21 protein-coding genes and 1 riboswitch are annotated in these 22,081 nt (G+C 70.2%); of the genes, 6 read left to right on the top strand and 15 right to left on the bottom strand.

Annotated elements, in window-relative coordinates; all coding sequences use genetic code 11:
• Positions 1-58: 58 nt before the first annotated feature.
• Positions 59-1,111 carry an EamA family transporter gene (locus tag AB0E67_RS28395; protein ID WP_362031832.1) on the bottom strand — a complete coding sequence of 351 codons (1,053 nt, stop codon included), beginning with the start codon at positions 1,109-1,111 and terminating at the stop codon, positions 59-61.
• A 291-nt stretch (positions 1,112-1,402) separates the two neighbouring features.
• Entirely contained in the window at positions 1,403-1,954 is a 552-nt protein-coding gene (locus AB0E67_RS28390; RefSeq protein ID WP_362031830.1) for a Clp protease N-terminal domain-containing protein, read from the bottom strand.
• A 245-nt stretch (positions 1,955-2,199) separates the two neighbouring features.
• On the opposite strand from AB0E67_RS28390, the gene AB0E67_RS28385 reads away from it, so the two are divergent.
• The 3 genes from AB0E67_RS28385 (at position 2,200) to AB0E67_RS28375 (ending at position 3,969) form a co-directional block, all read left to right on the top strand.
• Positions 2,200-2,403, top strand: a complete 204-nt coding sequence (locus tag AB0E67_RS28385) for a hypothetical protein (RefSeq protein WP_362031828.1) — start codon at positions 2,200-2,202, stop codon at positions 2,401-2,403.
• A 78-nt stretch (positions 2,404-2,481) separates the two neighbouring features.
• Positions 2,482-2,913, top strand: coding sequence for an SRPBCC family protein (locus AB0E67_RS28380; protein WP_362031826.1), 432 nt, complete (start codon positions 2,482-2,484; stop codon positions 2,911-2,913).
• 237 nt (positions 2,914-3,150) lie between these two features.
• Positions 3,151-3,969 (top strand): PhzF family phenazine biosynthesis protein, encoded by an 819-nt coding sequence (locus AB0E67_RS28375; protein WP_362031824.1) that lies wholly within the window; start codon positions 3,151-3,153, stop codon positions 3,967-3,969.
• Here the strand turns inward: AB0E67_RS28375 and AB0E67_RS28370 are convergent.
• Together AB0E67_RS28370 and AB0E67_RS28365 are read right to left on the bottom strand one after the other, a co-directional pair.
• Complete coding sequence (locus tag AB0E67_RS28370) at positions 3,959-4,738, bottom strand: CPBP family intramembrane glutamic endopeptidase (protein WP_362031822.1); 780 nt, start codon at positions 4,736-4,738, stop codon at positions 3,959-3,961. The genes AB0E67_RS28375 and AB0E67_RS28370 overlap by 11 nt on opposite strands.
• A gap of 295 nt (positions 4,739-5,033) precedes the next feature.
• Positions 5,034-6,539 (bottom strand): glutamate-cysteine ligase family protein, encoded by a 1,506-nt coding sequence (locus AB0E67_RS28365; protein WP_362031820.1) that lies wholly within the window; start codon positions 6,537-6,539, stop codon positions 5,034-5,036.
• Positions 6,540-7,023: 484 nt separating this feature from the next.
• Here AB0E67_RS28365 and AB0E67_RS28360 point away from each other — a divergent pair, with 484 nt between their 5' ends.
• Both AB0E67_RS28360 and AB0E67_RS28355 read left to right on the top strand, forming a co-directional pair.
• Positions 7,024-7,617, top strand: coding sequence for a hypothetical protein (locus tag AB0E67_RS28360; RefSeq protein WP_362031818.1), 594 nt, complete (start codon positions 7,024-7,026; stop codon positions 7,615-7,617).
• A 432-nt stretch (positions 7,618-8,049) separates the two neighbouring features.
• On the top strand, positions 8,050-8,256 hold the full coding sequence (locus tag AB0E67_RS28355) for a DUF5999 family protein (protein WP_362031816.1): 207 nt from the start codon (positions 8,050-8,052) through the stop codon (positions 8,254-8,256).
• 87 nt (positions 8,257-8,343) lie between these two features.
• On the opposite strand, the gene gcvP is transcribed toward AB0E67_RS28355, so the two are convergent.
• On the bottom strand, positions 8,344-11,229 hold the full coding sequence (gcvP, locus tag AB0E67_RS28350; protein ID WP_362031814.1) for an aminomethyl-transferring glycine dehydrogenase: 2,886 nt from the start codon (positions 11,227-11,229) through the stop codon (positions 8,344-8,346).
• Positions 11,230-11,423: 194 nt separating this feature from the next.
• A riboswitch (glycine riboswitch) is annotated at positions 11,424-11,519 on the bottom strand.
• A gap of 113 nt (positions 11,520-11,632) precedes the next feature.
• Between gcvP and AB0E67_RS28345 the strand changes: the two genes are divergently transcribed.
• A complete protein-coding gene (locus AB0E67_RS28345; RefSeq protein WP_351518799.1) occupies positions 11,633-12,001 on the top strand; it encodes a PRC-barrel domain-containing protein in 369 nt (122 codons plus the stop codon).
• Here AB0E67_RS28345 and AB0E67_RS28340 read toward each other — a convergent pair.
• From AB0E67_RS28340 to AB0E67_RS28295, 10 genes are all read right to left on the bottom strand, one after another.
• Positions 11,926-13,383, bottom strand: a complete 1,458-nt coding sequence (locus AB0E67_RS28340) for a DNA polymerase IV (RefSeq protein ID WP_362031812.1) — start codon at positions 13,381-13,383, stop codon at positions 11,926-11,928. The genes AB0E67_RS28345 and AB0E67_RS28340 overlap by 76 nt on opposite strands.
• Before the next feature lie 58 nt (positions 13,384-13,441).
• Positions 13,442-14,059 carry a MerR family transcriptional regulator gene (locus tag AB0E67_RS28335; RefSeq protein ID WP_351518802.1) on the bottom strand — a complete coding sequence of 206 codons (618 nt, stop codon included), beginning with the start codon at positions 14,057-14,059 and terminating at the stop codon, positions 13,442-13,444.
• A 190-nt stretch (positions 14,060-14,249) separates the two neighbouring features.
• The gene (locus AB0E67_RS28330; protein ID WP_362031810.1) at positions 14,250-14,723 is read right to left on the bottom strand and encodes a bifunctional nuclease family protein; all 474 of its coding nucleotides are present in this window, start codon (positions 14,721-14,723) and stop codon (positions 14,250-14,252) included.
• A gap of 54 nt (positions 14,724-14,777) precedes the next feature.
• Entirely contained in the window at positions 14,778-15,518 is a 741-nt protein-coding gene (locus AB0E67_RS28325; protein WP_362031808.1) for a MerR family transcriptional regulator, read from the bottom strand.
• A 17-nt stretch (positions 15,519-15,535) separates the two neighbouring features.
• The gene (locus AB0E67_RS28320; RefSeq protein ID WP_362031806.1) at positions 15,536-16,324 is read right to left on the bottom strand and encodes an FHA domain-containing protein; all 789 of its coding nucleotides are present in this window, start codon (positions 16,322-16,324) and stop codon (positions 15,536-15,538) included.
• 190 nt (positions 16,325-16,514) lie between these two features.
• The gene (locus AB0E67_RS28315; RefSeq protein ID WP_362031804.1) at positions 16,515-17,303 is read right to left on the bottom strand and encodes a DUF881 domain-containing protein; all 789 of its coding nucleotides are present in this window, start codon (positions 17,301-17,303) and stop codon (positions 16,515-16,517) included.
• A 5-nt stretch (positions 17,304-17,308) separates the two neighbouring features.
• Positions 17,309-17,641 carry a small basic family protein gene (locus AB0E67_RS28310; protein ID WP_073782734.1) on the bottom strand — a complete coding sequence of 111 codons (333 nt, stop codon included), beginning with the start codon at positions 17,639-17,641 and terminating at the stop codon, positions 17,309-17,311.
• Positions 17,638-18,501 (bottom strand): DUF881 domain-containing protein, encoded by an 864-nt coding sequence (locus AB0E67_RS28305; RefSeq protein WP_362031928.1) that lies wholly within the window; start codon positions 18,499-18,501, stop codon positions 17,638-17,640. The genes AB0E67_RS28310 and AB0E67_RS28305 overlap by 4 nt, the downstream gene beginning before the upstream one ends.
• A 149-nt stretch (positions 18,502-18,650) precedes the next feature.
• Positions 18,651-21,146: a mannose-1-phosphate guanyltransferase gene (locus AB0E67_RS28300; protein ID WP_362031802.1), complete on the bottom strand. Its 2,496-nt coding sequence runs from the start codon at positions 21,144-21,146 to the stop codon at positions 18,651-18,653.
• Between the two features lie 113 nt (positions 21,147-21,259).
• A complete protein-coding gene (locus AB0E67_RS28295; protein WP_362031800.1) occupies positions 21,260-21,868 on the bottom strand; it encodes a CDP-alcohol phosphatidyltransferase family protein in 609 nt (202 codons plus the stop codon).
• Positions 21,869-22,081 lie beyond the last annotated feature (213 nt).

Below are 22,081 nucleotides of genomic sequence, written 5' to 3'. Positions count from 1 at the left end.
CCGCCCGCGCCGTCAGGCGGCGGGCGGCGAAAGCACGGCCGTATGCATGGCCGTCACCCTACGACGTGGTGCGGCCGGTGGACAACGGCGTCTCGGCGGCCGCGAAGCCGGTGACCGGACCTGCGGCCCGCCCGTCACCCCCACCGGTCACGGCGTGTCCTTCGCCCGGACCGTAGGCGACCGGTCCGGAGGGCGTCTTGGGCGTGGCGGACTGGGCGATCAGGGACCCGGCCAGCACCACGGCGCCTCCGAGGAGCTGCGGGGCCGACAGGTGCTCGCCGAGCATCACCCAGGCCAGCACGGTGGCGATGACCGCCTCCAGGCAGGCGACGACGCCCGCGACCGCCGGGGAGAGCAGCCGTACCGAGACCACCCCGGTGACGTAGGCGAGCACGGTCGCGACGAGCACGATCCAGGCGAGCAGCAGCCAGGCGGGGACATCCGTGCCGTCCATGCCCGCGCTGCCGCCGAGGGTCGCCCAGTCCATGTTCCAGGGGCGTGCGACGGCGGTGAGGACGAGTGCGCCGATCAGGAGTCCGTACGCGATGACGCCGACCGGGTTCGGCGGCTCGACGCCCTGGCCCCTGTCCGCGCTCCCCTGGTCCGACAGGACGAAGTAGCCGACCTGGCAGCACGCCGCGCCGAGTGCGAGCAGCAGTCCGATCGCGTCGAAGCTCAGCCCCGACCAGACCTCGACGACGCAGGCGAGCCCGCCGACGGCGAGCAACACACCGAGCGCGGCACGCCGGGTGACCGGGCGGCGCTGGACGAACCGGACCCATCCGAGGACGAGCGCGGGCGCCAGGTACTCCACCAGCAGCGCCACACCGACGGGGATGCGGGAGATGGCGGCGAAATAGCACGCCTGCACACCCGCGACGGCCAGCAGCCCGAACCCGAGGAGGAGGACCGGACGGTTGCGCAGCAGAGCACGGTGGCGCCAGGCGACGGGCAGCATGACGAGAGCGGCGCCCGCCACCCGCAGCCAGACCACGTGGAGCGGATCGACGCCCGCCTCGATGAGCGGCTTGGCCGCGACCCCTGAACCACCGAAGGCGAACGCCGAGACCAGGGCGAGTCCCAGGCCGCTTCTTGCTCGTGACGCGTACATCGGCACATCATGACAGGCGCCTGTCAGGAGCGTCACCCCGGTGACCCCTGACCGGCGGGACCTCCGTCCGCCCGCGGCCGGGGCCCGGACCGGGCACCCCGAGCGAGCCGTACGGAATCGTGCGAACCGACCGCGTCATCCGCGTCGCCGTGCCGAACCGGCACGGCGACCCCGATCTTCTCGTCGCCTGTCGGCCGCCTTCTTGTCACCTGCCGGCCGTCGGGCACCGGTTGTCATCGACCGTGCGCCGGACACGGGTATCGGCACGCGTCGCGCGGACACCGGCAGCGGTCACTCCTGGCCCGGCGCCCGGACGATGCGGGCCGCCAGCCGATCGGCGTCCACACCCGCCCGCTCCAGCACCTCGACGGCCCGGCATTCGTGGTCCATGGCCAGGGCCGCCAGCAGGTCGAGGCCCCCGGCTCGCACATCCCCGCGCCGCCGCGCACGCTCGCCGGCCTCGGCCATGGCCGAGGCGGCCGAGGGCGACCAGCCCGCCACTCCCGGGTCACGCCGGCCCGGCCCGGGTACGGTGACCACCGGAACGGCGCCGGAGTCCTCCACCGAGCCCTGCCAGCGCAGCCCGTACCCGATGCTGCGCTGGACGAGATAGCCGAGCACCTTGGCCAGTTGCGGCCCCTCGTCGAGGGCCGCTCGCACCTCGGGGTCCGATTCAATGAGGGAATGCAGCAGATGCGCCGTGTCGATGTGCCGGTCACCGTCGCGCAGCGCGCGTCTGCGGGCACCCGTGACCACGGTGGCCAGCTCCACGGTGAGTCCGGCGTCGAGATCGGCATGGTTCGATGCGGGCTGGTGAGGGATCTGCGGCGTCCGGTTTTGCACACCTCTTACCCCATCAGTCCGGTGGCGGGAAATCATCGGCGGAGCGACCCATTTGGGCATCCCACGCAAGGTGGGCACGCCAGAGCGGCCCCTCCTCCTTGCGGATGAGATCTCGCCACTCGGGAACCCGAACCGGAGAAACGGCGTGCGCCGCCTTGCTTCACCGCCCCGGAGCAACCGCGAACCGCTCCGGGCACGTCCCCACAGGCAACAACGCCCACGGCGGCCGGAAGGGGTCTGCTGACGTGTCCTGGCTGGTCGCCCTGCCGGCACTCGACGGACGGGAGTACGTGTACCGGATCCACGCACCGGCGGACGCCCTGCACGCCGACCTGTTCTGGGCCGCGTTCCACTGCCACGACGACGGCCCGCACCCACGCGCCTCCGACCGTTTCGACGCCGCGTCGATCTGGCACGTGGGGGCGGAAGCCAGAGCCACCCTGAACTGACGGTTCATCAGTATTGAATGTTCACGCCGCTGCGGCTACGTTCCGCGACACCGTAACCCGTCGAGAAGGGGTGGTCGCATGGCCGAGGTCAGCGCGGAGGCACGCATCGAGGCACCGGCCGAGAAGGTCTGGGCCCGGCTGACGGACTTCGCCGCGTACGGTGAGTGGAACGCCACCCACACGAGCTTCCCGAAGGGCGGCCCGGCCACGCTCGAACTCGCGGCCACGTACGAGGAGAACATGAAGCTCATGGGCTTCCCGGCCGAGGTGACGTGGACCGTGACGGAACTGGAGTCCGCGCGTCTGCTCGCCACCCGGGGCAAGGGACCGATGGGGGTCGACCTGGCCATGCGCTACTCCCTGGCGCCCGACGTAGAGGCGACCACCGTCCGTATCGACGGAGAGTTCACCGGGGCCGCGGTCTCCCTGATGGCGGGCAGGCTCAAGGATTCGGCGACCGCGGCGCTCGTCGAGTCGCTGCGCAAACTGGACGGGCTGGTCACCGCCTGACGGCGGCGCCCCGCACGGGAACGCCGCCCGGACGGGCTCGCGACATCCCGCGCGGCCCTTCGCGCACCGGCCCCGCCCCGACAGGGGGCGATCGCCGGACGTCCGGACTCCCCCGACCGACGCCACCCGCCAAGGCGTCCGGCGTACGGCCCGGCGCCGCCCACGGCCGGGCCTGTCGGGCCATCAGGCGCGGATTGGCCTTGGCCGACGGCCGCCCGTCTCGCGTACGTTCACGCCATGAGGATCCGAATCGTCGACGCCTTCACCGACCGCCCCTTCACCGGAAACCCCGCCGCAGTCGTGCTGCTGGACGCGGATGCCGCACCCGACGCCACGTGGTTCCAGCGCATCGCCATGGAGATGAACCTCTCCGAGACCGCGTTCGCCCGCCCGGCGGCACCGGGCGGCCCGGCCGGCTGGGAGCTGCGCTGGTTCACCCCGACCACCGAGGTCGACATGTGCGGGCACGCCACCCTCGCCACCGCCCACGTCCTGCGCACCACCGGAACGGCGAGCGGAACCGTGCGCTTCGCCGCCCGGTGCGGCATCCTCACCACGACCACCCACCCGGACGGCGCGATCACGCTCGACTTCCCCACCGCCCCGCTCACCCCCACGGCCGCCCCCGCCGGGCTGGCCGCCGCGCTCGGCGCGGAGCCGGTCCGTGTCCACGACACCGGAGCGCACGTCGGCGACCTGCTCGTCGAGCTCGCCGACGAGGCCTCGGTGCGGGCACTGGCCCCGGACCTCGTGGCGCTGGCCGGACTCTCCCGGCGGGGTGTCATCGCCACGGCCGCCGCCGAGGACCCCTCGCGCGGCTACGACTTCGTCTCCCGCGGCTTCTTCCCCAACGTCGGAATCGACGAGGACCCGGTCACCGGCAGCGCCCACACCGCGCTGGCCCCCTTCTGGTCGGCCCGGTTCGGCCGCGACGAGCTGACCGGACTGCAGGCCTCCGCCCGCACCGGCCTGGTCCGCACCTCGTTGCGCGGCGACCGCACCCTGCTGACCGGCAAGGCGGTGACCGTCGTCGACGGCGAACTGCTCACGCCGTAGGCAACCACCCCACCTTGCCCGCCAGCAGCGCGTACCCGACGAACGCCCCGATGTCGAGCAGCGCGTGCGCGGCCACCAGCGGACCGACCCGCCCCCAGCGCCGGTACAGCAGCACGAAGACCACGCCCATCACCACATTGCCGATGAACCCGCCGATCCCCTGATAGAGGTGGTACGAACCGCGCAGCACCGAACTCGCCGTCAGGGCCGCCGTCGGCGACCATCCCAACTGACCGAGTCTGCGCAGCAGGTAGCCGACGACGATCACTTCCTCCAGCACGGAGTTCTGGAGTGCCGACAGGATGAGGACCGGGAACTTCCACCACACGTCGGGCAACGACTCCGGGACGACGGTGAGGTTGAATCCGGTGGCACGCGCCACCAGGTAGAAGGCGAGCCCGGCGCTTCCGATGCCCGCCGCGACCGCCGTACCGCGACCCAGGTCCTGCCAGGGCCTCGTACGGTCGAAGCCGACGGCACGCAGCCCGGCACCCTCCCTGACCAGCAGATGGGCGACGAGTGCGACGGGTACCAGGGCCGTGGCGATACCGAAGAGCTGCCAGGCCAGATCCAGCCAGGGGCGTCCCGGGGCGTACGAGCCATTGAGTGTCGCGGCCTGCTCCTTCAAGCCCCCTGGTTTCGTCAGGGAACCGACAAAGCTGATCAGGGCAGACACCCCGCTGGCCCCCAGTGAGAGAGCCAGTACCAGCACCGTCTCGGTCCGCGCGGTCCGCCGTGACAGCTCTTCTCGGGGAAAAGAACTGGCCATGTACCCCGTCTCCACCTGTACACCTGCCTCGAGTTGTGCATTCACGCCCCGTACCCCTGCCGGTCGCGCCAGGGTCTCGAATGCGAGTACGAAGATCATGCGCGACAGATCGGGGGGACGGCCATCTTCGGCGATGGTCCCCCTCCTCCCTCTTCATCCTCAAGGAGGGGCACCACCGACATGGGACGTCACAGCTTGCCCGACGACTCCGCGGCCGACGGACGCGGGGAGGCCCCGCCGCGTCGTCGAGGTCGGCCGTGCCCGCACGGACGCGGGTCGGCGCCGAAGGGCGGAGTCACGTCGCGGAAACGCCGGTGGGCCAGCTGTGCACGGGCTCGCCGCCGCGCATCAGTTCCGCGTATCTGCGGGTGGTGGCGGCCAGTGCCGCATGCCGTCCCAGTCCCGCCTCCCGTGCCCGGTGGTACGTGTCCGTCTGCCAGGACGCCCCGTTCATCCGCCGTCTGCAGCGCCCCTCGATGACTCCGAGATAGTGGTCGCGGTCGGCGGGCGCGATGTTCCAGGCGTCGAGTCCCTCCGCGGCCAGCGGCAGCAGTTCGTCCCGGACGAGTTCGACGGCCGGGATCCGGGTCAGCCCGCCCGACCGACCGGGACGGGGCCAGATCAGCTCCGCGTCGATGCCGTGGCGGCAGGCGGTCTCGAAGTTCTCCTCCGCCGCCGCGAACGGCAGCCGGGTCCACACCGGACGGGGCTCCTCGGCGAGGGCCCGCACGAGCCCGTAGTACAGCGCGGCGTTGGCGATCACATCGGTGATGGTGGGGCCGGCGGGCAGGACCCGGTTCTCCACCCGCAGATGGGGCACGCCGTCGGCCACCCCGTACACGGGCCGGTTCCACCGGTAGACCGTCCCGTTGTGCAGCACGAGTTCCTGAAGCGCCGGCACCCCGCCCGCGTCCAGCACCGCCAGCGGGTCCTCCTCGTCGCAGATCGGCAGCAGCGGGGGGTAGTAACGCAGGTTCTCCCGGAAGAGCTCGTACGCAGAGGCCACCCACCGTTCGCCGAACCAGGTCCGGGGCCGCACCCCCTGGTTGCGGAGTTCGGGCGGTCTGGTGTCCGTGGCCTGCTGGAAGAGCGGCGGCCGCGACTCGCGCCACAGCTCCCTGCCGAAAAGGAAGGGGGAGTTGGCGCCGATGGCGATCTGCACTCCGGCGACGGCCTGGGCCGCGTTCCACACGGCGGCGAAGCGGGTCGGGGTCACCTGCAGATGCAACTGGACCGAGGTGCAGGCCGCCTCCGGGGTGATCGAGGACGCTGTGGAGAGCAGATGTTCCACGCCCTGGATATCGAGCGAGAAATCCTCGCCCCGCGCGGCCACGATTTGATCGTTCAGCAGTGTGTAGCGGTCCGCATCCGAGAGGTTGGACGCCACGAGATCCGCACGCCCGAGCGTGGGCAGAATTCCGATCATCATGATCCCGGCATCGACCTCGCCCGCCTTCCGGTGAGCATATCCGAGGCCGGTCCTGAGCTCTTCGGCGAGCTGATCGAAAACGCGCCCCTGCAGGGGATGCGGGACTATGTTCACTTCCAGATTGAACAGCCCCAGTTCCGTCTGGAAATCCTGGCTCGCTATGCGCTGGAGCACCTCTCCGTTCATCATCCTCGGCATGCCGTCGGCGCCGGCCAGGTTCAGCTCGATCTCCATGCCCATGAGATTACGGGGGCGGTCGAACCTTTGCTCCGCCAGTAGCCTCTCCAAACCCTCCAGACACTGGTGGAGCTTCCTCCGGTACGTCTGCCGATCGGACAGGTCAAAGGTGCCCGCCACGACCTTCTCCCCCATCGAAGTGTCCCTCCCTCAATTGGGCAGCCCGCGGCCCAGGCCACTCATGTCACGGTCGATAATGCCCAGGCCGATGATCCACAACGCCCTCCCGGAGGCCGCGCACCCAGTAACCTGAGAGCTACGGCCGGAGGCACATTCCCTCGGCATGACGGAGCGTGCGGTTTGCGTTCTCGAAGCACGCTGATAGAACAACTCGTTTCAGCCGTCCCCACTCGGAGAAAAACTCCTGGCAGCGACTGAGCCGTTGACGGCAAATCAACAGAAAATACCGCATAATAAAGTCTCGATGCCGCCTTGTCGGCAATACCCTCGGCGGCTAGGGAAAACACTGTGTGAACACCTGTCGTATAAACTTTGCTGACGAGGCAGAGAGTTGACGCACCGGTCCGGTCACCGGCAGCCCCTCTGGCCCCGTACGCCGACAGCGACGTCTGCACCCGCCCACGCATCAACGTGTCTCCGAAGTGAGAGGCGACCCACTATGCCGCTGCATGTACCCCCGGCCCCCGCGCCCGCTCTGCGCAGCGTTCTCGCGGCACTCGGTTCACCCACCGCAGTCCGTGAGGCCCGCACGCCCGCGCTCCGGTCCGCCCAGGGACCGCTGAGCCCCGAACTCCCGCTCCCCGTCCATGTGCTGGACCGGATCGGGCCCGCCGGGGTCGCCCCGGCCACCCGGCTCGCCGGGTGGCGGTTCCTGATCCGCGACTCGGGACGGGCCGTCGCCGCGGCGGACACCATGCTCACGCCGGACGGCTGGGCCTTCTCGCACTTCTTCGAGGGCCCGTACGTCCCGGCGACCGAACTCGCCCTGCGCCAGGCCGAGACGGTGACACCGCACTACCAGCCGCGGTTGCTGTCAGTCCCGGCGCTCTACATGCTGGCGCTGTGGCTGCACGCCGACCCCGAGACCGATGCCTCCGGCGGCTCGCTCGCCCCAGCCGACCTCCTGGTACCGCTGGCACCCGCGCCGCCGGGCATCGCGGCGCACCGCGCCCACCGGGTCGCCGACCTGCTCAGCCTGATGACCCGCCGGATCACCCCGGGCCCGGGCCCGCTGCTCGGATCACCCGCCTGACGACGAACGCTCCGTCGCCACGCCCCCTGTGCCCCGTCGCCGTGTCCCCCGGCGACGGGGCACGGTGCCCTCCGGCCCAGACTTCGTACGCCCCAGGGCTCGCTCGGACAGCACGTCACGGGCGCGCGGCCTGCGGAACACGGGACCCATGGACTCCCCGAATACGCGAGGCGCGGAGTGGGGCGCGCGTTCCGCCCGTCCGGACTAGCCCGGTCCGACCACCCCGAACCACCCGAAAGGACAGTGCAATTGTGGTGAACCGTCCGGCCGGGTGACGCGTCATCGGAGTAGACGGAAGTGCTGCCGCGAAATCCCTGCGGAATGGCGCCCGTGGAGCAACACTGGGACCGGACCTATCGATACGGGGGAGCGGCCATGAACACTTCGTCAAGCCGCAGGACATTCACCACGACGCAGCGAAAGAACCCATCCATGTGCCAGCACCAGCCGCCCTGCCCCACCGCCGACTCACCCGACCGGGAAGCAGCCCGCCTCGTGGCGCATCACCCGGAGCAGGGCTGGAGCCTGCTGTGCAACGGCGTCCTGCTCTTCGAGGACACCGGTGAGCTGCTCCCGGACGGGCAGATCATCGCCCCTCATCGGCCGCCGACGGCCGACCGGGTGATGCGGGCCGCCTGAGAGCGGCAGCTACGAACGGGGGCCGGCCCGGAAAGATCTCCGCACCGGCCCCGACGCGTGTCCGTGACGTGCCCGGACGCGGGTGCGTCAGTTGTCGTACTCGTCCAGCGGCGGGCAGGAGCAGACGAGGTTGCGGTCGCCGAATGCACCGTCGATCCTGCGCACCGGCGGCCAGTACTTGTCGGCGGCCATGACACCCGCCGGGAAGACGGCCTCCTCACGGCTGTAGCCGTGCTTCCACTCGCCGCCCAGCGCCGCGGCGGTGTGCGGTGCGTTGCGCAGCGGGCTGTCGTCCACGCTCCACTCCCCCGAGGCCACCTTCTCGATCTCGCCGCGAATGGCGATCATCGTGTCGCAGAAGCGGTCGAGTTCCGCGAGGTTCTCGCTCTCGGTCGGCTCGATCATCAGCGTTCCGGCGACCGGGAACGACATGGTCGGCGCGTGGAAGCCGTAGTCGATCAACCGCTTGGCGACGTCGTCGACGCTGACGCCGGTGGCCTTGGTGAGCGGCCGGAGGTCCACGATGCACTCGTGGGCGACCAGGCCCGCCGGGCCGCTGTAGAGGATCGGGAAGTGCGGTTCGAGCCGCTTGGCGATGTAGTTGGCGGCGAGCACGGCGACCTGCGTCGCGTGCTTCAACCCCTCCCCGCCCATCAGGCGGACGTACGCCCAGGAGATGGGCAGGATGCCGGCCGAGCCCCACGGCGCGGCCGAGACCGGTCCGACCCCGGTCGCGGGGCCCGCGGCGGGCTGCAGCGGGTGGTTGGGCAGGAACGGCGCGAGGTGCGCGCGCACGCCGACCGGGCCGACACCGGGGCCGCCGCCGCCGTGCGGGATGCAGAAGGTCTTGTGCAGGTTCAGGTGCGAGACGTCACCGCCGAACCGGCCCGGCTTCGCGAGGCCGACCAGGGCGTTGAGGTTGGCACCGTCCACGTACACCTGGCCACCGGCGTCGTGCACCTCGGCGCAGATGTCCGCGACATGCTCCTCGAACACACCGTGCGTCGACGGGTAGGTGATCATGAGCACGGCGAGCTCGTCGCGGTGCTTCTCGATCTTGGCGCGCAGGTCCTCGACGTCGACCTCGCCGTCGTCGGCGGTCTTCACCACGACGACCTTCATGCCGGCCATCACCGCGCTGGCGGCGTTGGTGCCGTGCGCGGAGGACGGGATGAGACAGACGGTCCGCTGCTCGTCGCCGTTGGCCCGGTGGTAGGCGCGCACGGCCAGCAGGCCCGCGAACTCGCCCTGTGAGCCGGCGTTCGGCTGGATGGACACCTTGTCGTACCCGGTGACCTCGGCGAGGCGCTCCTCCAGCTCACGGATGAGGGTGAGGAAGCCCTGCGCCTGCTCGGCCGGGGCGAAGGGGTGCAGCGCACCGAACTCGGGCCAGGTGATCGGCTCCATCTCGGTGGTCGCGTTCAGCTTCATGGTGCAGGAGCCGAGCGGGATCATGCCACGGTCCAGGGCGTAGTCCCGGTCGGCGAGCCCGCGCAGGTAGCGCAGCATGGCCGTCTCGGAACGGTGCTGGTGGAAGACCGGGTGGGTGAGGAACTCGTCGGCGCGCAGCAGGTTCTCGGGCAGCGCGTCGGCGGCTTCGGCGTCCAGCGCGTCGATGTCGCCCTCGGCGCCGAAGGCGGCCCAGACGGCGGCGATCTGCGTACGCGTGGTGGTCTCGTCGCAGGCCACGGAGACCAGGTCGGCGTCGACGAGCCGCAGGTTCACCCCGCGCTCGCGGGCGGCGGCCACGATGTCGGCGGCCCCGCCCGGGACTCGCACGGTGAGAGTGTCGAAGTAGCTCTCGGTCACGATCTCGGCACCGGCGGCGCGCAGGCCTGCGGCGAGGATCGTCGCGTAGCGGTGGGTGCGCCGGGCGATCAGCCGCAGCCCGTCGGGGCCGTGGTAGACGGCGTACATCCCGGCCATCACGGCGAGCAGCACCTGGGCGGTGCAGATGTTGCTGGTGGCCTTCTCGCGGCGGATGTGCTGCTCGCGGGTCTGCAGGGCCAGCCGGTACGCCTTGTTGCCGTCCGCGTCGACGGAGACGCCGACGAGGCGCCCGGGCAGGCTGCGGGCGAACTTCTCGCGCACGGCCATGTAGCCGGCGTGCGGTCCGCCGAATCCCATCGGGACACCGAAGCGCTGCGTGGTGCCGACGGCGATGTCGGCGCCCAGCTCGCCCGGCGAGGTGAGCAGCGTGAGGGCCAGCAGGTCGGCGGCGACGGTGACGATCGCACCGAGTTCACGGGCCTGCTCGATGACGCGCCGGGGGTCCCGCACCGCGCCGGAGGCGCCCGGGTACTGCACCAGGACGCCGAAGACGCCCCGCTCGGCGAGCTCAGCGGGGATGCCGTCGGTGAGATCGGCGACGACGACCTCCACACCGGTCGGTTCGGCGCGGGTCTCGACGACCGCGATGGTCTGCGGCAGGGCGTCGGCGTCGACCAGGAAGACGCCTTCCTTGACCTTGCCGACCCGTCGCGAGAGCGCCATCGCCTCGGCGGCCGCCGTGCCCTCGTCGAGCAGGGAGGCGCCGGAGGTGGGCAGCCCGGTGAGGTCGGCGACCATGGTCTGGAAGTTGAGCAGCGCCTCCAGCCGGCCCTGCGAGATCTCCGGCTGGTACGGCGTGTAGGCCGTGTACCAGGCGGGGTTCTCCATGACGTTGCGGAGGATCACCGGCGGGGTGAAGGTGCCGTGGTAACCGAGCCCGATCATCGGGGCCAGCACCTGATTGCGGTCGGCCAGGGAGCGCAGCTCGGCCAGGACCTCGGCCTCGGTGCGGGCGCCCGGCAGGGCGAGCGCCTCGGCGCTCTTGATGACATCGGGCACCGCGGCCGCGGTCAGCTCGTCCAGCGATCCGTAACCGACCTGGGCGAGCATCTTCGACTGCGCCTCGGCATCGGGACCGATGTGGCGCTGTTCGAACGGAATGCCCTGCTCCAGCTGGGAGAGCGGAGTGCGACGGGGGGTCATGGTGGAGGCCTCCTGGTCTGTCACGACCTGCGAAGGGGCACCGCGGCGCGGGTGCCCGAACGGCCTCCCCCTCTGTCATCTCGACCTGAGAGCTTCACCGGCACACCTGCGGCACACCGGCTTTCACCGTCGGTGAGGAAGGGAACCGAACCGGCACTCGGCCGCACGGGACCCGCCCTGCTTTCCAGAGTGACCTCGTCCGTGCGGTACGGGGGCCTGAGAGATTCCGGGGAGGATTTGCTCCTTCGGCGCCTTCGGATCGGCTCCGGAGGCTCTCCCGCACGGGGTCAGCGGCCGCCACCAGCCTACCAGCGGGGTTCGTGACGGAGCCCTCGAGTGGCCAACCCCCCGATTGTGCCTTTCTGTAGTGCTTGTGGAGTAGCCGCGACCAGTGGGAGGGATCGTGCAGACCGACATCGATCCGCGCAGCCTGATCGGCCGCAAGGCGTTCGACCGCAAGGGCACCAAGATCGGAACCGTGGACGAGGTGTACCTCGACGACGCGACCGGCGTACCCGAGTGGGCGGCCGTGCGCACCGGACTCTTCAGCCGGGACGCGTTCGTCCCGCTGGAACCCAGCGAATTCGTGGAGGACACCCTCCGCGTCCCCTTCGACCGCGCCCTGATCAGGGAAGCGCCCGACTTCGGTGTCGGCCGCCACCTCTCGCCGGAACAGGAGCTCCAGCTCTACCGGCACTACGGCCTCGACTCCTCGCCCGGGGGGACCGCCCCGGACAGGGACTTCGGCAGGCTGGCCGGCCAGGAGGAGTAGTCCACCGGATCGCGCACCAGTGGCATCGGCTCGGTCGGCCGCAGCTCCGGGTCGTCGGTCCGGAACGTGCGCACCCGGCCGGGCGCCGACCAGGGTTCCTCGAACCGGACCGTCACCCGGCCGAGACCGCTGCCCTGCACCCAGCCGTGACCGTATGTGTCGTGGTGGACGTCGTGGCCCGCGGGCCAGCCCCTGGCCGCGAGCCGTTCGGCGGTCACCGGCACCTCCTCGGACGCGTCGGCCGCCACGCGGTCCGGCTCCCGCCCCTCGTCGGCGTCCGTCTCGGCCGTGGCCCCGGCGGCCCGATCACCGGCGGCCTGGGCGAACAGGTCCTCCTGGGTGTAGTCGGCGAGGCCCGTGACCCCCACCCCCAGGAGCCGCACGCCCCCGGTGGTGTCGACGGCCTCCAAGAGCCGCGCGGCGGCCTCCCGGACCACCGCGGGATCGTCCGTGGGCCCCCGCAGCGTCTCGGACCTCGTGAGCGTGGAGAAGTCGTAGCGCCGCACCTTCAGCACCACCGTGCGCCCGGACCGCCCCGCCTCGCGCAGCCGCCGGACGCACCGGTCGGCCAGCCGCTCCACCTCCGTCCTGACCCGCACCCGGTCGTGCAGGTCCGTGTCGAAGGTGTCCTCGACCGACACCGACTTCGCGTCGCGTTCGGCGACGACGGGCCGGTCGTCGTGCCCGAGGGCCATGCGGTACAAGGAGCCGCCGTGCGCCTTGCCGAGCAGCCGTACGAGCTCCGCCTCCCCCGCCTCGGCCAGGTCGTCGACCGTCGTCATCCCGGCCCGACGCAGATGATCGGCCGTCGCGGGCCCGACGCCGGGCAGGATCCGCACGGACTTGGGCGCGAGCAGCGCCCGTTCCGTCCCCGGCTCGATGAGCCGCAGACCGTTCGGTTTCGCCTCCTCCGACGCGATCTTGGCCAACATCTTGGAACCCGCGAGCCCGACCGAGCCGGTGAGCCCGGTGACGGCCTCGATGACCGCGCGCAGCTCCTTGCCGACCGCCAGCGCGGAGGCCGTGTCCTCGGCTGCCCCGCCGGCTTCCAGGTCGACGAACGCCTCGTCCAGGCTGAGCGGCTCCACCAGCGGGGAGAGCCGCCCCAGCAACTCCATCACCTGGTCGCTGACCGCCCGGTACAGATGGAAGCGCGGCACCAGATAGGCCGCGTTGGGCGCCAGGCGCCGCGCCTGCGCCATGGGCATCGCCGAGTGCACCCCGAAGCGCCGGGCCTCGTACGAAGCGGTGGCGACGACTCCGCGCGGCCCCAGACCACCCACCACGACCGGTTTGCCGCGCAGGCTGGGCTTCGCCGCCTGCTCCGCGGAGGCGTAGAAGGCATCCATGTCGAGATGCAGGATGGTGGGCGCGGCTCTCACATCTTCCGATGCTGCCCCATGGCACTGACAATCGCCGTGCCCCGGTTCCCCGGCGCGGTCATCCGGCGCGGTTGCGCCGCCGTGCCAGTTCGTCCGTGGGGTTGTTCCCGATCAGCGTCTCGCCGGTGTCCACCCGCTCGCCGTGCAGCTGCGACAGGGCGGCGTCGACGTCGTGCCACACCACGCCCACGGCGATCCCGAAGACCCCCTGGCCCCCCTGGAGCAGGTCGACGACCTGGTCGGGCGAGGAGCATTCGTAGACAGTCGCCCCGTCGCTCATCAGCGTCATCCGCTCCAGGTCCTGGAATCCCCGGGCCCGCAGGTGCTGCACCGTGGTGCGGATGTTCTGGAGGGCGACGCCCGTGTCCAGGAAGCGCTTGACGATCTTCAGCAGGACGACGTCCCGGAAGCTGTAGAGCCGCTGCGTGCCCGATCCGTACGCGGGGCGCACGCTCGGCTCGACCAGGCCCGTGCGCGCCCAGTAGTCGAGCTGCCGATAGGTGATCCCCGCGGCCGCGCAGGCCGTCGGCCCCCTGTAGCCGATGTCGTCGGCCGATGTCACTCCGCCCCCCGCCACCACAGTCGGTTTCACCGATTGCCCGATGGTGCGGCCGGCCGTACTCCCCTGCTGCGGATACGGCCCACCGACTGCCGTACCGTCGCCGCTGCTTCTCACGCCGACCTCCGTCCTTGACCTGCCACCTCGAAGGTAGGCAGTCACTCGGGGTGCGTCAACGATCGCCACACTCGGCACGCCGAGTGATAATCACCCTGAGGGTGGTTTCTCTTGCCGTGCGAGCGGGAAAGGCTTGTCGGATGCGCTGTCGGCGTCCCCGCGGACGAGCGGTCGGGTTCCTGACTGACGGCTACTGGCTGCTGCTGCCGAAATCCTCCGGTGAGATCTGGTCGAGGAACTCGCGGAACTTCTCCACCTCGTCCTCCTGCTCGTCCGGAATGGCGATGCCCGCGTCGTCGAGCACGCTGTCGCTGCCGTAGATCGGCGTTCCCGTCCGCAGGGCGAGGGCTATGGCGTCGGAGGGGCGTGCGCTCACCTCGACCCCGCTGGCGAAGACCAGCTCCGCGTAGAAGACCCCCTCCCTCAGATCCGTGATACGGACCTCGGTCAGCTCCTGACCGACGGCCTGGAGCACATCCTTGAAGAGGTCGTGTGTCAGGGGCCTGGCCGGAGCCATGCCTTGCTGGGCGAACGCGATCGCGGTCGCCTCACCAGGACCGATCCAGATGGGGAGGAACCGGTCGCCTCCCACTTCACGCAGGAGCACGATCGGTTGATTGGAGGGCATCTCCACCCGGACACCCACAACGTCGAGCTCGTTCACACAGCAACCCTAGGACGTGCTCGGCAGGTTTGGGTAGTCGGGGCGGCGACGCGATCAGTGGAGGCGCACCCGCAGAGCGGTCTGCACCAGGGCGGAATGGAGCCGTACGGACAGCTCCGCGAGTTCTCGCGCGGTGGCCTCCGCGTGGGCTCTGGTCTGCGGATTCCGGTGACGGCGCAGGGGGGCGACGACCTGCTCGATGAGCCCGGCCTCGCGGTCCGCCGCCGCCCGCATGGCGCGCAGGTGACGCGGTTCCAGACCGAATCGGCCCAGATCCGCCACAAGCTTGGCCACGGTCACCATCTCGGCGTCGTAGCCGCCCTCGGCGGTGGGGGTGACCAGCCCGTACGACTCCCACTCGGCCAGGTCGCTCTCGGTGACCTCGGCGGCCGCGAGCAGCTCCGCACGGCCGATCCGGGGCGCCGTCGCCCGGAAGGGCTGCGCGTCCGCGCCCGCGTCGACCGGATCCTTCAGGCTGCCGGTGGGCAGCGCGGGCCGTTCGCCGCGGGCGAGCGCATCGAGATGCTCGCGGATGACCTTCAGCGGGAGATAGTGGTCCCGCTGCATGCGGAGCACCTGTGCCAGGCGCTCCACATCGGCCGCGCGGAACTTGCGGTAACCGGAGGGGGTCCGCTGCGGTTCGACGAGTCCCTCGGCCTCCAGGAAGCGGATCTTGGAGATCGTGACCTCGGGAAACTCGTCCCGCAGCCGCAGGAGCACCGTGCCGATGCTCATCGGACGGTCTTCGGCCGTGGCGGTGCCGTGACCGGCACCGCCTGTCGGTGTTCTCAGCATGGACCTTCCCTGACGGGTCAGATGCCCCGCTGGCTCGCGTAGAAGACCAGCCGGTACTTGCCGATCTGCACTTCGTCACCGGTCGACAGCGCGACGGAGTCGATGGGCTCACGGTTGACGTAGGTGCCGTTGAGGCTGCCCACGTCACTGACCGTGAAGCTGCCGTCGGGGTTCCGGCGGAATTCCACGTGCCGACGCGACACGGTCACGTCGTCGAGGAAGATGTCGCTCTGCGGGTGGCGGCCGGCCGTGGTCAGCTCACCGTCCAGCAGGAAGCGGCTCCCGGAGTTCGGACCTCGCCGCACCACGAGGAGCGCCGATCCGACCGGAAGGGCCTCGACGGCGGCCTGCGCCTCGGGCGAGAGGGACGGCAGGGCCGTCTGCCCGGTGGTCTCCGCGTCGTACGCCTCCAGGCCGGAGATGGAGATGGTCGATGTCGTCTCCGAGGCACGCTCGGGAATTCCGCCCCTCAGCGGCGCGCCGCAGTGGGAACAGAAGCGACTGTCCTCGGTGTTGCGGTGACCGCACCTCGTGCAGACCGGCATGGACGAACCCTCCTGACCCGGGGCGAGCCCTCCACCCGTACCCGAGTTCGACGATGCCCCGAAACCTATGCGGCCGGCACCGGCGGGGTCAACGGACGACGCGCCGGAGGCGCCCGCGGCGCCGCTGCCCGGACCGGACGTCTCATCGCGGAAGAGCGGGCGCTGCGAGCCCTCCTCGTCCGCCTGGCCGTGGCGAGGTGCGCGATGACGGGCAGCCTCGTCGCGAGCGCTCTTGCCGAACAACTTCCCAAACAACTTCACGGGCGATTCCCCTTGACCGAAATAGACCCGCCCGTGGGGCAGGACGAACCCTGAACGAACACACCTGCCGACCCGGACAACTTCACAACGTCCGTATCCACTCGACAGTTTCCACCACGCACCACCATGTCGGTGCGGCGACCCCCCGCAACCTCCCGCCCGTGTCGCTCAACCCTTCCGTACCGCGGCCTCACGGGGATGACGACCGAGCGTAGTCAGGCCGCTGCGCCGGTCGCAAGACGTCCACGACGATGTCGTCGACCCGTTCCACATGCACCGTGGCCTGCTCCTTCTCCAGTGTCTGCACCACACCGCCGGGGATGTTGAGCGCGGGTTCCAGGTCCTGGGGCTTCCCGATCACCTTGAACACATACGGTGCGGTGATCTTACGGCTGTCGACCTTGACATTGCCGCCATCACCCGAGAAGTACGTGTTGGCCACCACTCTGACCCCGTTCACCTCGATCGCCTCGGCACCCGCCGCGCGCAGCTCCTGGAGCGCGTCGAGCAGCATGTCCGCCTTCACTCCGTTGCCGGGGTCGTCGACGGTGAGGGTGATCCCGGGCCCGTGGGCGGCCACGGTACCCGCGAGGACACCGAGTTGCCGTTCCTTCTCGACGGTCTGTCTGCGGGCCTCCTCGGCCTGGTCGGAGCTGTTCTCCAGCTCCGTGCGCTGGGCCTCGAGATCCTGCTTCTCGTCCTCCAGGCGCTGCGTGCGGTCGTCCAGCTCGTCGAGGATGCGCACGAGGTCCTCCTGACGGGCCCCGCGCAGCGCGCTGTTGTCGCTGGTGGAACGCACCTGGATGGCCAGGCCCAGGCCGAGGACGAACAGCAGGAGCGCCACGACGAGTTGGGCGCGCGTCACCCGCGGGGGCCACAGTCCGGCGATGAGCCGCTGACGCCCCGTGAGCTCCGGGGTGGTGTCGTCGGGCCGCTCGGCGGCCGGTTCGCTGTTCTCGGGGATCTCTGCGTCGCTCATCGGCGTCAGGCCCGGAAGACGTGCCGGCGGATGGCCGCGGCGTTGGAGAAGATCCGGATCCCGAGCACGACCACCACGCCGGTGGAGAGCTGGGCCCCGACGCCCAGCTTGTCACCCAGGAACACGATCAGCGCGGCCACCACGACGTTCGACAGGAACGAGACGACGAAGACCTTGTCGACGAAGATGCCGTCCAGCATGGCCCGCAGCCCGCCGAAGACGGCGTCGAGAGCGGCGACGACGGCGATCGGAAGGTAGGGCTCGACCACCGCCGGCACCTCGGGCCGGACCAACAGTCCGACCACGACTCCCAAGACGAGGCCCAGTACGGCGATCACGATGTGCCCTTCTCTGCGTCTGCCGCACCACTGCCGGTGTCTGCGGCCCGGTAAGGCTGTGCTGTTCGTACGATCAGGCTGGGGGCGACCGGGAGGCTCACCTTCTCCTGGACGGACATGCTGGTCCGGATGTCGAAGGTGTCCTTGAGCGCCTGCAGGTACTGGCCGTCGTCGCTGTCCCTGAACGCGGCACCGAGCGGCTTCCCGTCCCCCACCGCCAGCACCGTGTACGGCGGCACGAGCGGTCTGTTGTCGACCAGTATGGCGTCACCGGCGGCGCGGATCGCCGACAGGGCCGTCAGGCGCTGCCCGTTGATCGCGATCGCCTCGGCGCCGGACTGCCACAGGCCGTTGACGACCCGCTGGAGGTCCCGGTCGCGGACGCGCCCGGTGTCGGAGAAGTTGCTGCTCTCCCGGGGGCCGCCGCCTCCCGCGTCGGCTTCCCTCGCATCGTCGACCACGAGCTTCACACCGGGCCCCCGCACGGGTGTCGCCCCGGCGAGCAGTGCCACCAGCTCCCCCTGGTCCCCGCCGTGCTTCTCCAGCGCCTTGCGCTGGCGCCTGCCCACGTCTTCCCGGAGTCCGTCGACCTGGGACTCGAGGGTGTCGGCCGCCTTCGTCTCGCCGTCGATGCGATCGATGAGCTCCTCGCGTTCCTTGGCGAGGACCGGGGCCGAGACACGCGCCTGCGCGGCGCCGAGCGTGACGACGAGAGCGGCGAGCACCAGGCAGGCGGCGAGGCCGAGCTTCGACCTGAGCCTGCGGGGCATGCCCGCGGTCCCGTCGGCCCTGCGACGCGCCGAGGCCTCGGCGTATCCGTCGTCCAGGCTGTGGTCCATCACGTTGGTCAGCAGCGACATGGACGCGTCCGGACGTGCGGGGGTACTCCGTTCGGGGGTCTGCTGCGACATGCCGCACATCGTCGCACGGCTCCGCCGCTACCGCCGAATGGGCCCACCGGAGTGCCCTGCGGTGCCCGGGAGCGCCCCGGGCACACCGGTGGGTCCCCTCAGTGACCTGCGCTCTCCACGACGCCCGCCCACTCGTCCAGCAGGGCCTGTGCGGAGGCGTCGTCGGGCCCCTCGGCCCACAGATGGGTGACGGCCTCGGCCGGGTCGGGCAGCACCATCACCCATCGCCCGTCGGCCTCGACGACCCGCACGCCGTCCGTCGTGTCGACGCTGCGCTCCCCGGCGGCCTCGACGACCCGCCTCATGACCATGCCCTTGACCGCCCAGGGCGTGGCCAGATCGCGGCGCAGGACGTGGGCGCGCGGGATCCGGGCGTCGATCTGGCTGAGCGTGAGCTGGGTCCTGGCGACGAGCCCGAGCAGTCTCACGAAGGCCGCGGAACCGTCGAAGACACTGCTGAACTCGGGAACGATGAAGCCGCCGCGGCCGTCTCCCCCGAAGATGGAGCCCTCCTCGCGTCCCACACGGGTCAGGTCGTCGGGCGATGTCGTCGTCCATTCGACCTGTGTCCCGTGGTACGCCGCGACCTGTTCGGCGACCCGCGTGGTGGTCACCGGCAGCGCCACGCGCCCGCTGCGCCTCTCGGCCGCGACGAGGTCGAGCATCACCAGGAGTGCCCGGTCGTCCTCGACGATCCTGCCCTTCTCGTCGACGAGGGAGAGCCGTTCGCCGACGGGGTCGAACCGCACGCCGAACGCGGCCCCGGCCGAGGAGACGATCTCGCCCAGTCGCACCAGGCCGGCGCGCCGGGTGTCGGCGGACTCGGTGGGCCGCGATTCGTCGAGGCCCGGGTTGATGGTCAGCGCGTCCACGCCGAGCCGCCCCAGCAGGCTGGGCAGGACGAGCCCGGCGCTGCCGTTGGAAGCGTCGACGACGACCTTCAGCCCGGCGGCCGCGATCCCCGTGGTGTCCACGTTGCGCAGCAGGGATCCGGTGTACGAGTCGAAGACACTGGACGGGAAGTGCAGGTCCCCGATCTCGCCGGGGAAGGCGCGACGGTATTCCTGACGGGCGTAGACCCGGTCCAGTTTCCGTTGCCGGGCCTGGGACAGGTCCGCGCCCCGCTCGTCGAAGAACATGATGTCGACCGAGTCGGGCACGCCGGGGGACGTACGGATCATGATCCCGCCGGCGCTGCCCCGCGCGGTCTGCTGGCGGGCGACAGGCATCGGTACGTTCTCCAGGTCCCGTACGTCGATGGCGCTGGCCTGGAGCGCCGAGATCACCGCACGCTTCAGCGCCCGGGCGCCGCGGGAGTGATCGCGCGCCGTGGTGACCGTCGAACCCTTCTTGAGGGTGGTGGCATAGGCACCGGCGAGCCGGACCGCCAGCTCCGGAGTGATCTCGACGTTCAGAATCCCTGAAACGCCCCGGGCTCCGAAGAGATGGGCCTGACCGCGCGATTCCCAGATCACCGAGGTGTTGACGAACGCCCCGGCCTCGATGGTCTTGAAGGGGTAGACGCGGACATTGCCCTGAATGATCGATTCCTCGCCGATCAGGCACTCGTCCCCGATGACGGCCCCGTCCTCGATCCGGGCGGCCCGCATGACGTCGGTGTTCTTGCCGATCACGCATCCGCGCAAATTGCTGTGCTGGCCGATGTAGACGTTGTCGTGGACGACGGCCTTGTGCAGGAAGGCGCCGCTCTTGACGACGACGTTGGACCCGATGACCGTGTGCTCGCGAATTTCCGCCCCGGCTTCGATCTTCGCGTAGTCCCCGATGTAGAGGGGGCCGCGGAGTACCGCGTCGGGGTGCACCTCGGCGCCTTCGGCCACCCAGACGCCCGGTGAGATCTCGAAACCGTCGATGTCGACGTCGACCTTGCGTTCGAGGACGTCGGCCTGGGCCTTGACGTAGCTCTCATGGGTGCCGACGTCTTCCCAGTAGCCCTCGGCGACGTAGCCGTAGATGGGCTTGCCTTCCTTCATGAGCTGCGGGAAGACGTCGCCGGACCAGTCCACGGAGACATCGGCCTCGACGTAGTCGAATACCTCGGGCTCCATGACGTAAATGCCCGTGTTGACGGTGTCCGAGAAGACCTGACCCCAGGTGGGCTTCTCCAGGAAGCGCTCGACCTGGCCCGCCTCGTCCACGATCGTGATCCCGAATTCCAGAGGGTTCGGGACCCTCGTCAGGCACACCGTCACCAGCCCGCCCTTTTCCTTGTGGAAGGCGATGAGATCGGTGAGGTCGAAGTCGGTGAGCGCGTCACCGGAAATGACGAGGAAGGTGTCGTCCTTCAGCGCCTCTTCGGCGTTCTTCACGCTTCCGGCGGTGCCGAGCGGTTTTTCCTCGTTGGCGTAACTGAGCTCCATCCCGAGCTCTTCGCCGTCCCCGAAGTAGTTCTTGACCAGCGAGGCGAGGAATTGGACGGTGACGACGGTTTCGTTGAGCCCGTGCCGCTTCAGCAGCCGCAGCACGTGCTCCATGATCGGCCGATTGGCGACCGGGAGGAGCGGCTTGGGCATGCTTGAGGTCATGGGGCGAAGGCGCGTGCCTTCGCCACCAGCCATCACGACGGCCTTCATGTCGGAATCGTCCTCCTTGAAGAGACGACGGTCTGGCCGACTTCGCCCGTCGGGGCACTGTTCGGGGCCTCAGCGGGGGGCCGGCCACACTGCGCGGCGCCGCTTCAACGAGCTCAATCGGCTGTTGCGTCCGCCTTGACGAGTCGGCGGACCTGAACGACGTAGAGGATGCCTGCCCACCAGTAGAGCGTTGTACCCCAACCTGCGAACGCCCATCCGAAAATCGCGGCCAGCGAAGCCAGCCAACCACTTCCATCGCTGAGCAGCAACAAGGGGAACGCGTACATCAGGTTGAACGTGGCGGCCTTGCCGAGGAAGTTCACCTGGGGCGGCGGGTAGCCGTGGCGACGGAGGATCCCCACCATCACGAGGAGCATCAGCTCACGCGCCAGCAGTACCGCGGTGAGCCAGAGCGGCAGGATCTCCCGCCAGGTCAGGCCGACGAGGGTCGAGAGGATGTACAGACGATCCGCGGCGGGGTCCAGGATCCGGCCGAGGCTGCTGATCTGGTTCCAGCGCCGGGCCAGTTTGCCGTCGAGGTAGTCGCTGATGCCGCTCAGCATCAGGACGAGGAGGGCCCAGCCGTCGCTCTGCGGGCCGCCGAAAACAGGGCGGAGAATCAGCCACAGGAAGAGCGGGACGCCGACAAGGCGTGCCATGCTGAGGATGTTGGGGATGGTGAGTACCCGGTCCGTCTGAACCCGAGTCTCCTGGACCTCCACCCGGGGGCCTCCTGTGAACAACGTACGAATGATGCCCCCTGACCCTACCCGCAGCCATCTGGTGCGGGTGCACAGGGGTGGACGGGGCCGTCTCCCGTGAAGAGCAGGCCCGCAAAAAGAGAAAGCCCCGCACCACAAGGGTGCGGGGCTTCCCCACAAAAACTGTTCGGCGGCGACCTACTCTCCCACAGGGTCCCCCCTGCAGTACCATCG

It is taken from the genome of Streptomyces sp. NPDC032161, from assembly GCF_040636995.1.
Taxonomy (GTDB): domain Bacteria; phylum Actinomycetota; class Actinomycetes; order Streptomycetales; family Streptomycetaceae; genus Streptomyces.
Note: the sequence above shows the minus strand (reverse complement) of the source record. Positions and strands in the feature narration are given on the sequence as shown.

Excerpts from the sequence above, each read along its gene's own strand:
- AB0E67_RS28395 (WP_362031832.1), bottom strand. The coding sequence starts at position 1,111 with ATGTACGCGTCACGAGCAAGAAGCGGCCTGGGACTCGCCCTGGTCTCG.
- AB0E67_RS28380 (WP_362031826.1), top strand. The coding sequence starts at position 2,482 with ATGGCCGAGGTCAGCGCGGAGGCACGCATCGAGGCACCGGCCGAGAAG.
- AB0E67_RS28375 (WP_362031824.1), top strand. The coding sequence starts at position 3,151 with ATGAGGATCCGAATCGTCGACGCCTTCACCGACCGCCCCTTCACCGGA.
- AB0E67_RS28370 (WP_362031822.1), bottom strand. The coding sequence starts at position 4,738 with ATGGCCAGTTCTTTTCCCCGAGAAGAGCTGTCACGGCGGACCGCGCGG.
- AB0E67_RS28365 (WP_362031820.1), bottom strand. The coding sequence starts at position 6,539 with ATGGGGGAGAAGGTCGTGGCGGGCACCTTTGACCTGTCCGATCGGCAG.
- AB0E67_RS28360 (WP_362031818.1), top strand. The coding sequence starts at position 7,024 with ATGCCGCTGCATGTACCCCCGGCCCCCGCGCCCGCTCTGCGCAGCGTT.
- AB0E67_RS28355 (WP_362031816.1), top strand. The coding sequence starts at position 8,050 with ATGTGCCAGCACCAGCCGCCCTGCCCCACCGCCGACTCACCCGACCGG.
- gcvP (WP_362031814.1), bottom strand. The coding sequence starts at position 11,229 with ATGACCCCCCGTCGCACTCCGCTCTCCCAGCTGGAGCAGGGCATTCCG.
- AB0E67_RS28325 (WP_362031808.1), bottom strand. The coding sequence starts at position 15,518 with ATGCTGAGAACACCGACAGGCGGTGCCGGTCACGGCACCGCCACGGCC.
- AB0E67_RS28315 (WP_362031804.1), bottom strand. The coding sequence starts at position 17,303 with ATGAGCGACGCAGAGATCCCCGAGAACAGCGAACCGGCCGCCGAGCGG.
- AB0E67_RS28305 (WP_362031928.1), bottom strand. The coding sequence starts at position 18,501 with ATGTCGCTGCTGACCAACGTGATGGACCACAGCCTGGACGACGGATAC.
- AB0E67_RS28300 (WP_362031802.1), bottom strand. The coding sequence starts at position 21,146 with ATGAAGGCCGTCGTGATGGCTGGTGGCGAAGGCACGCGCCTTCGCCCC.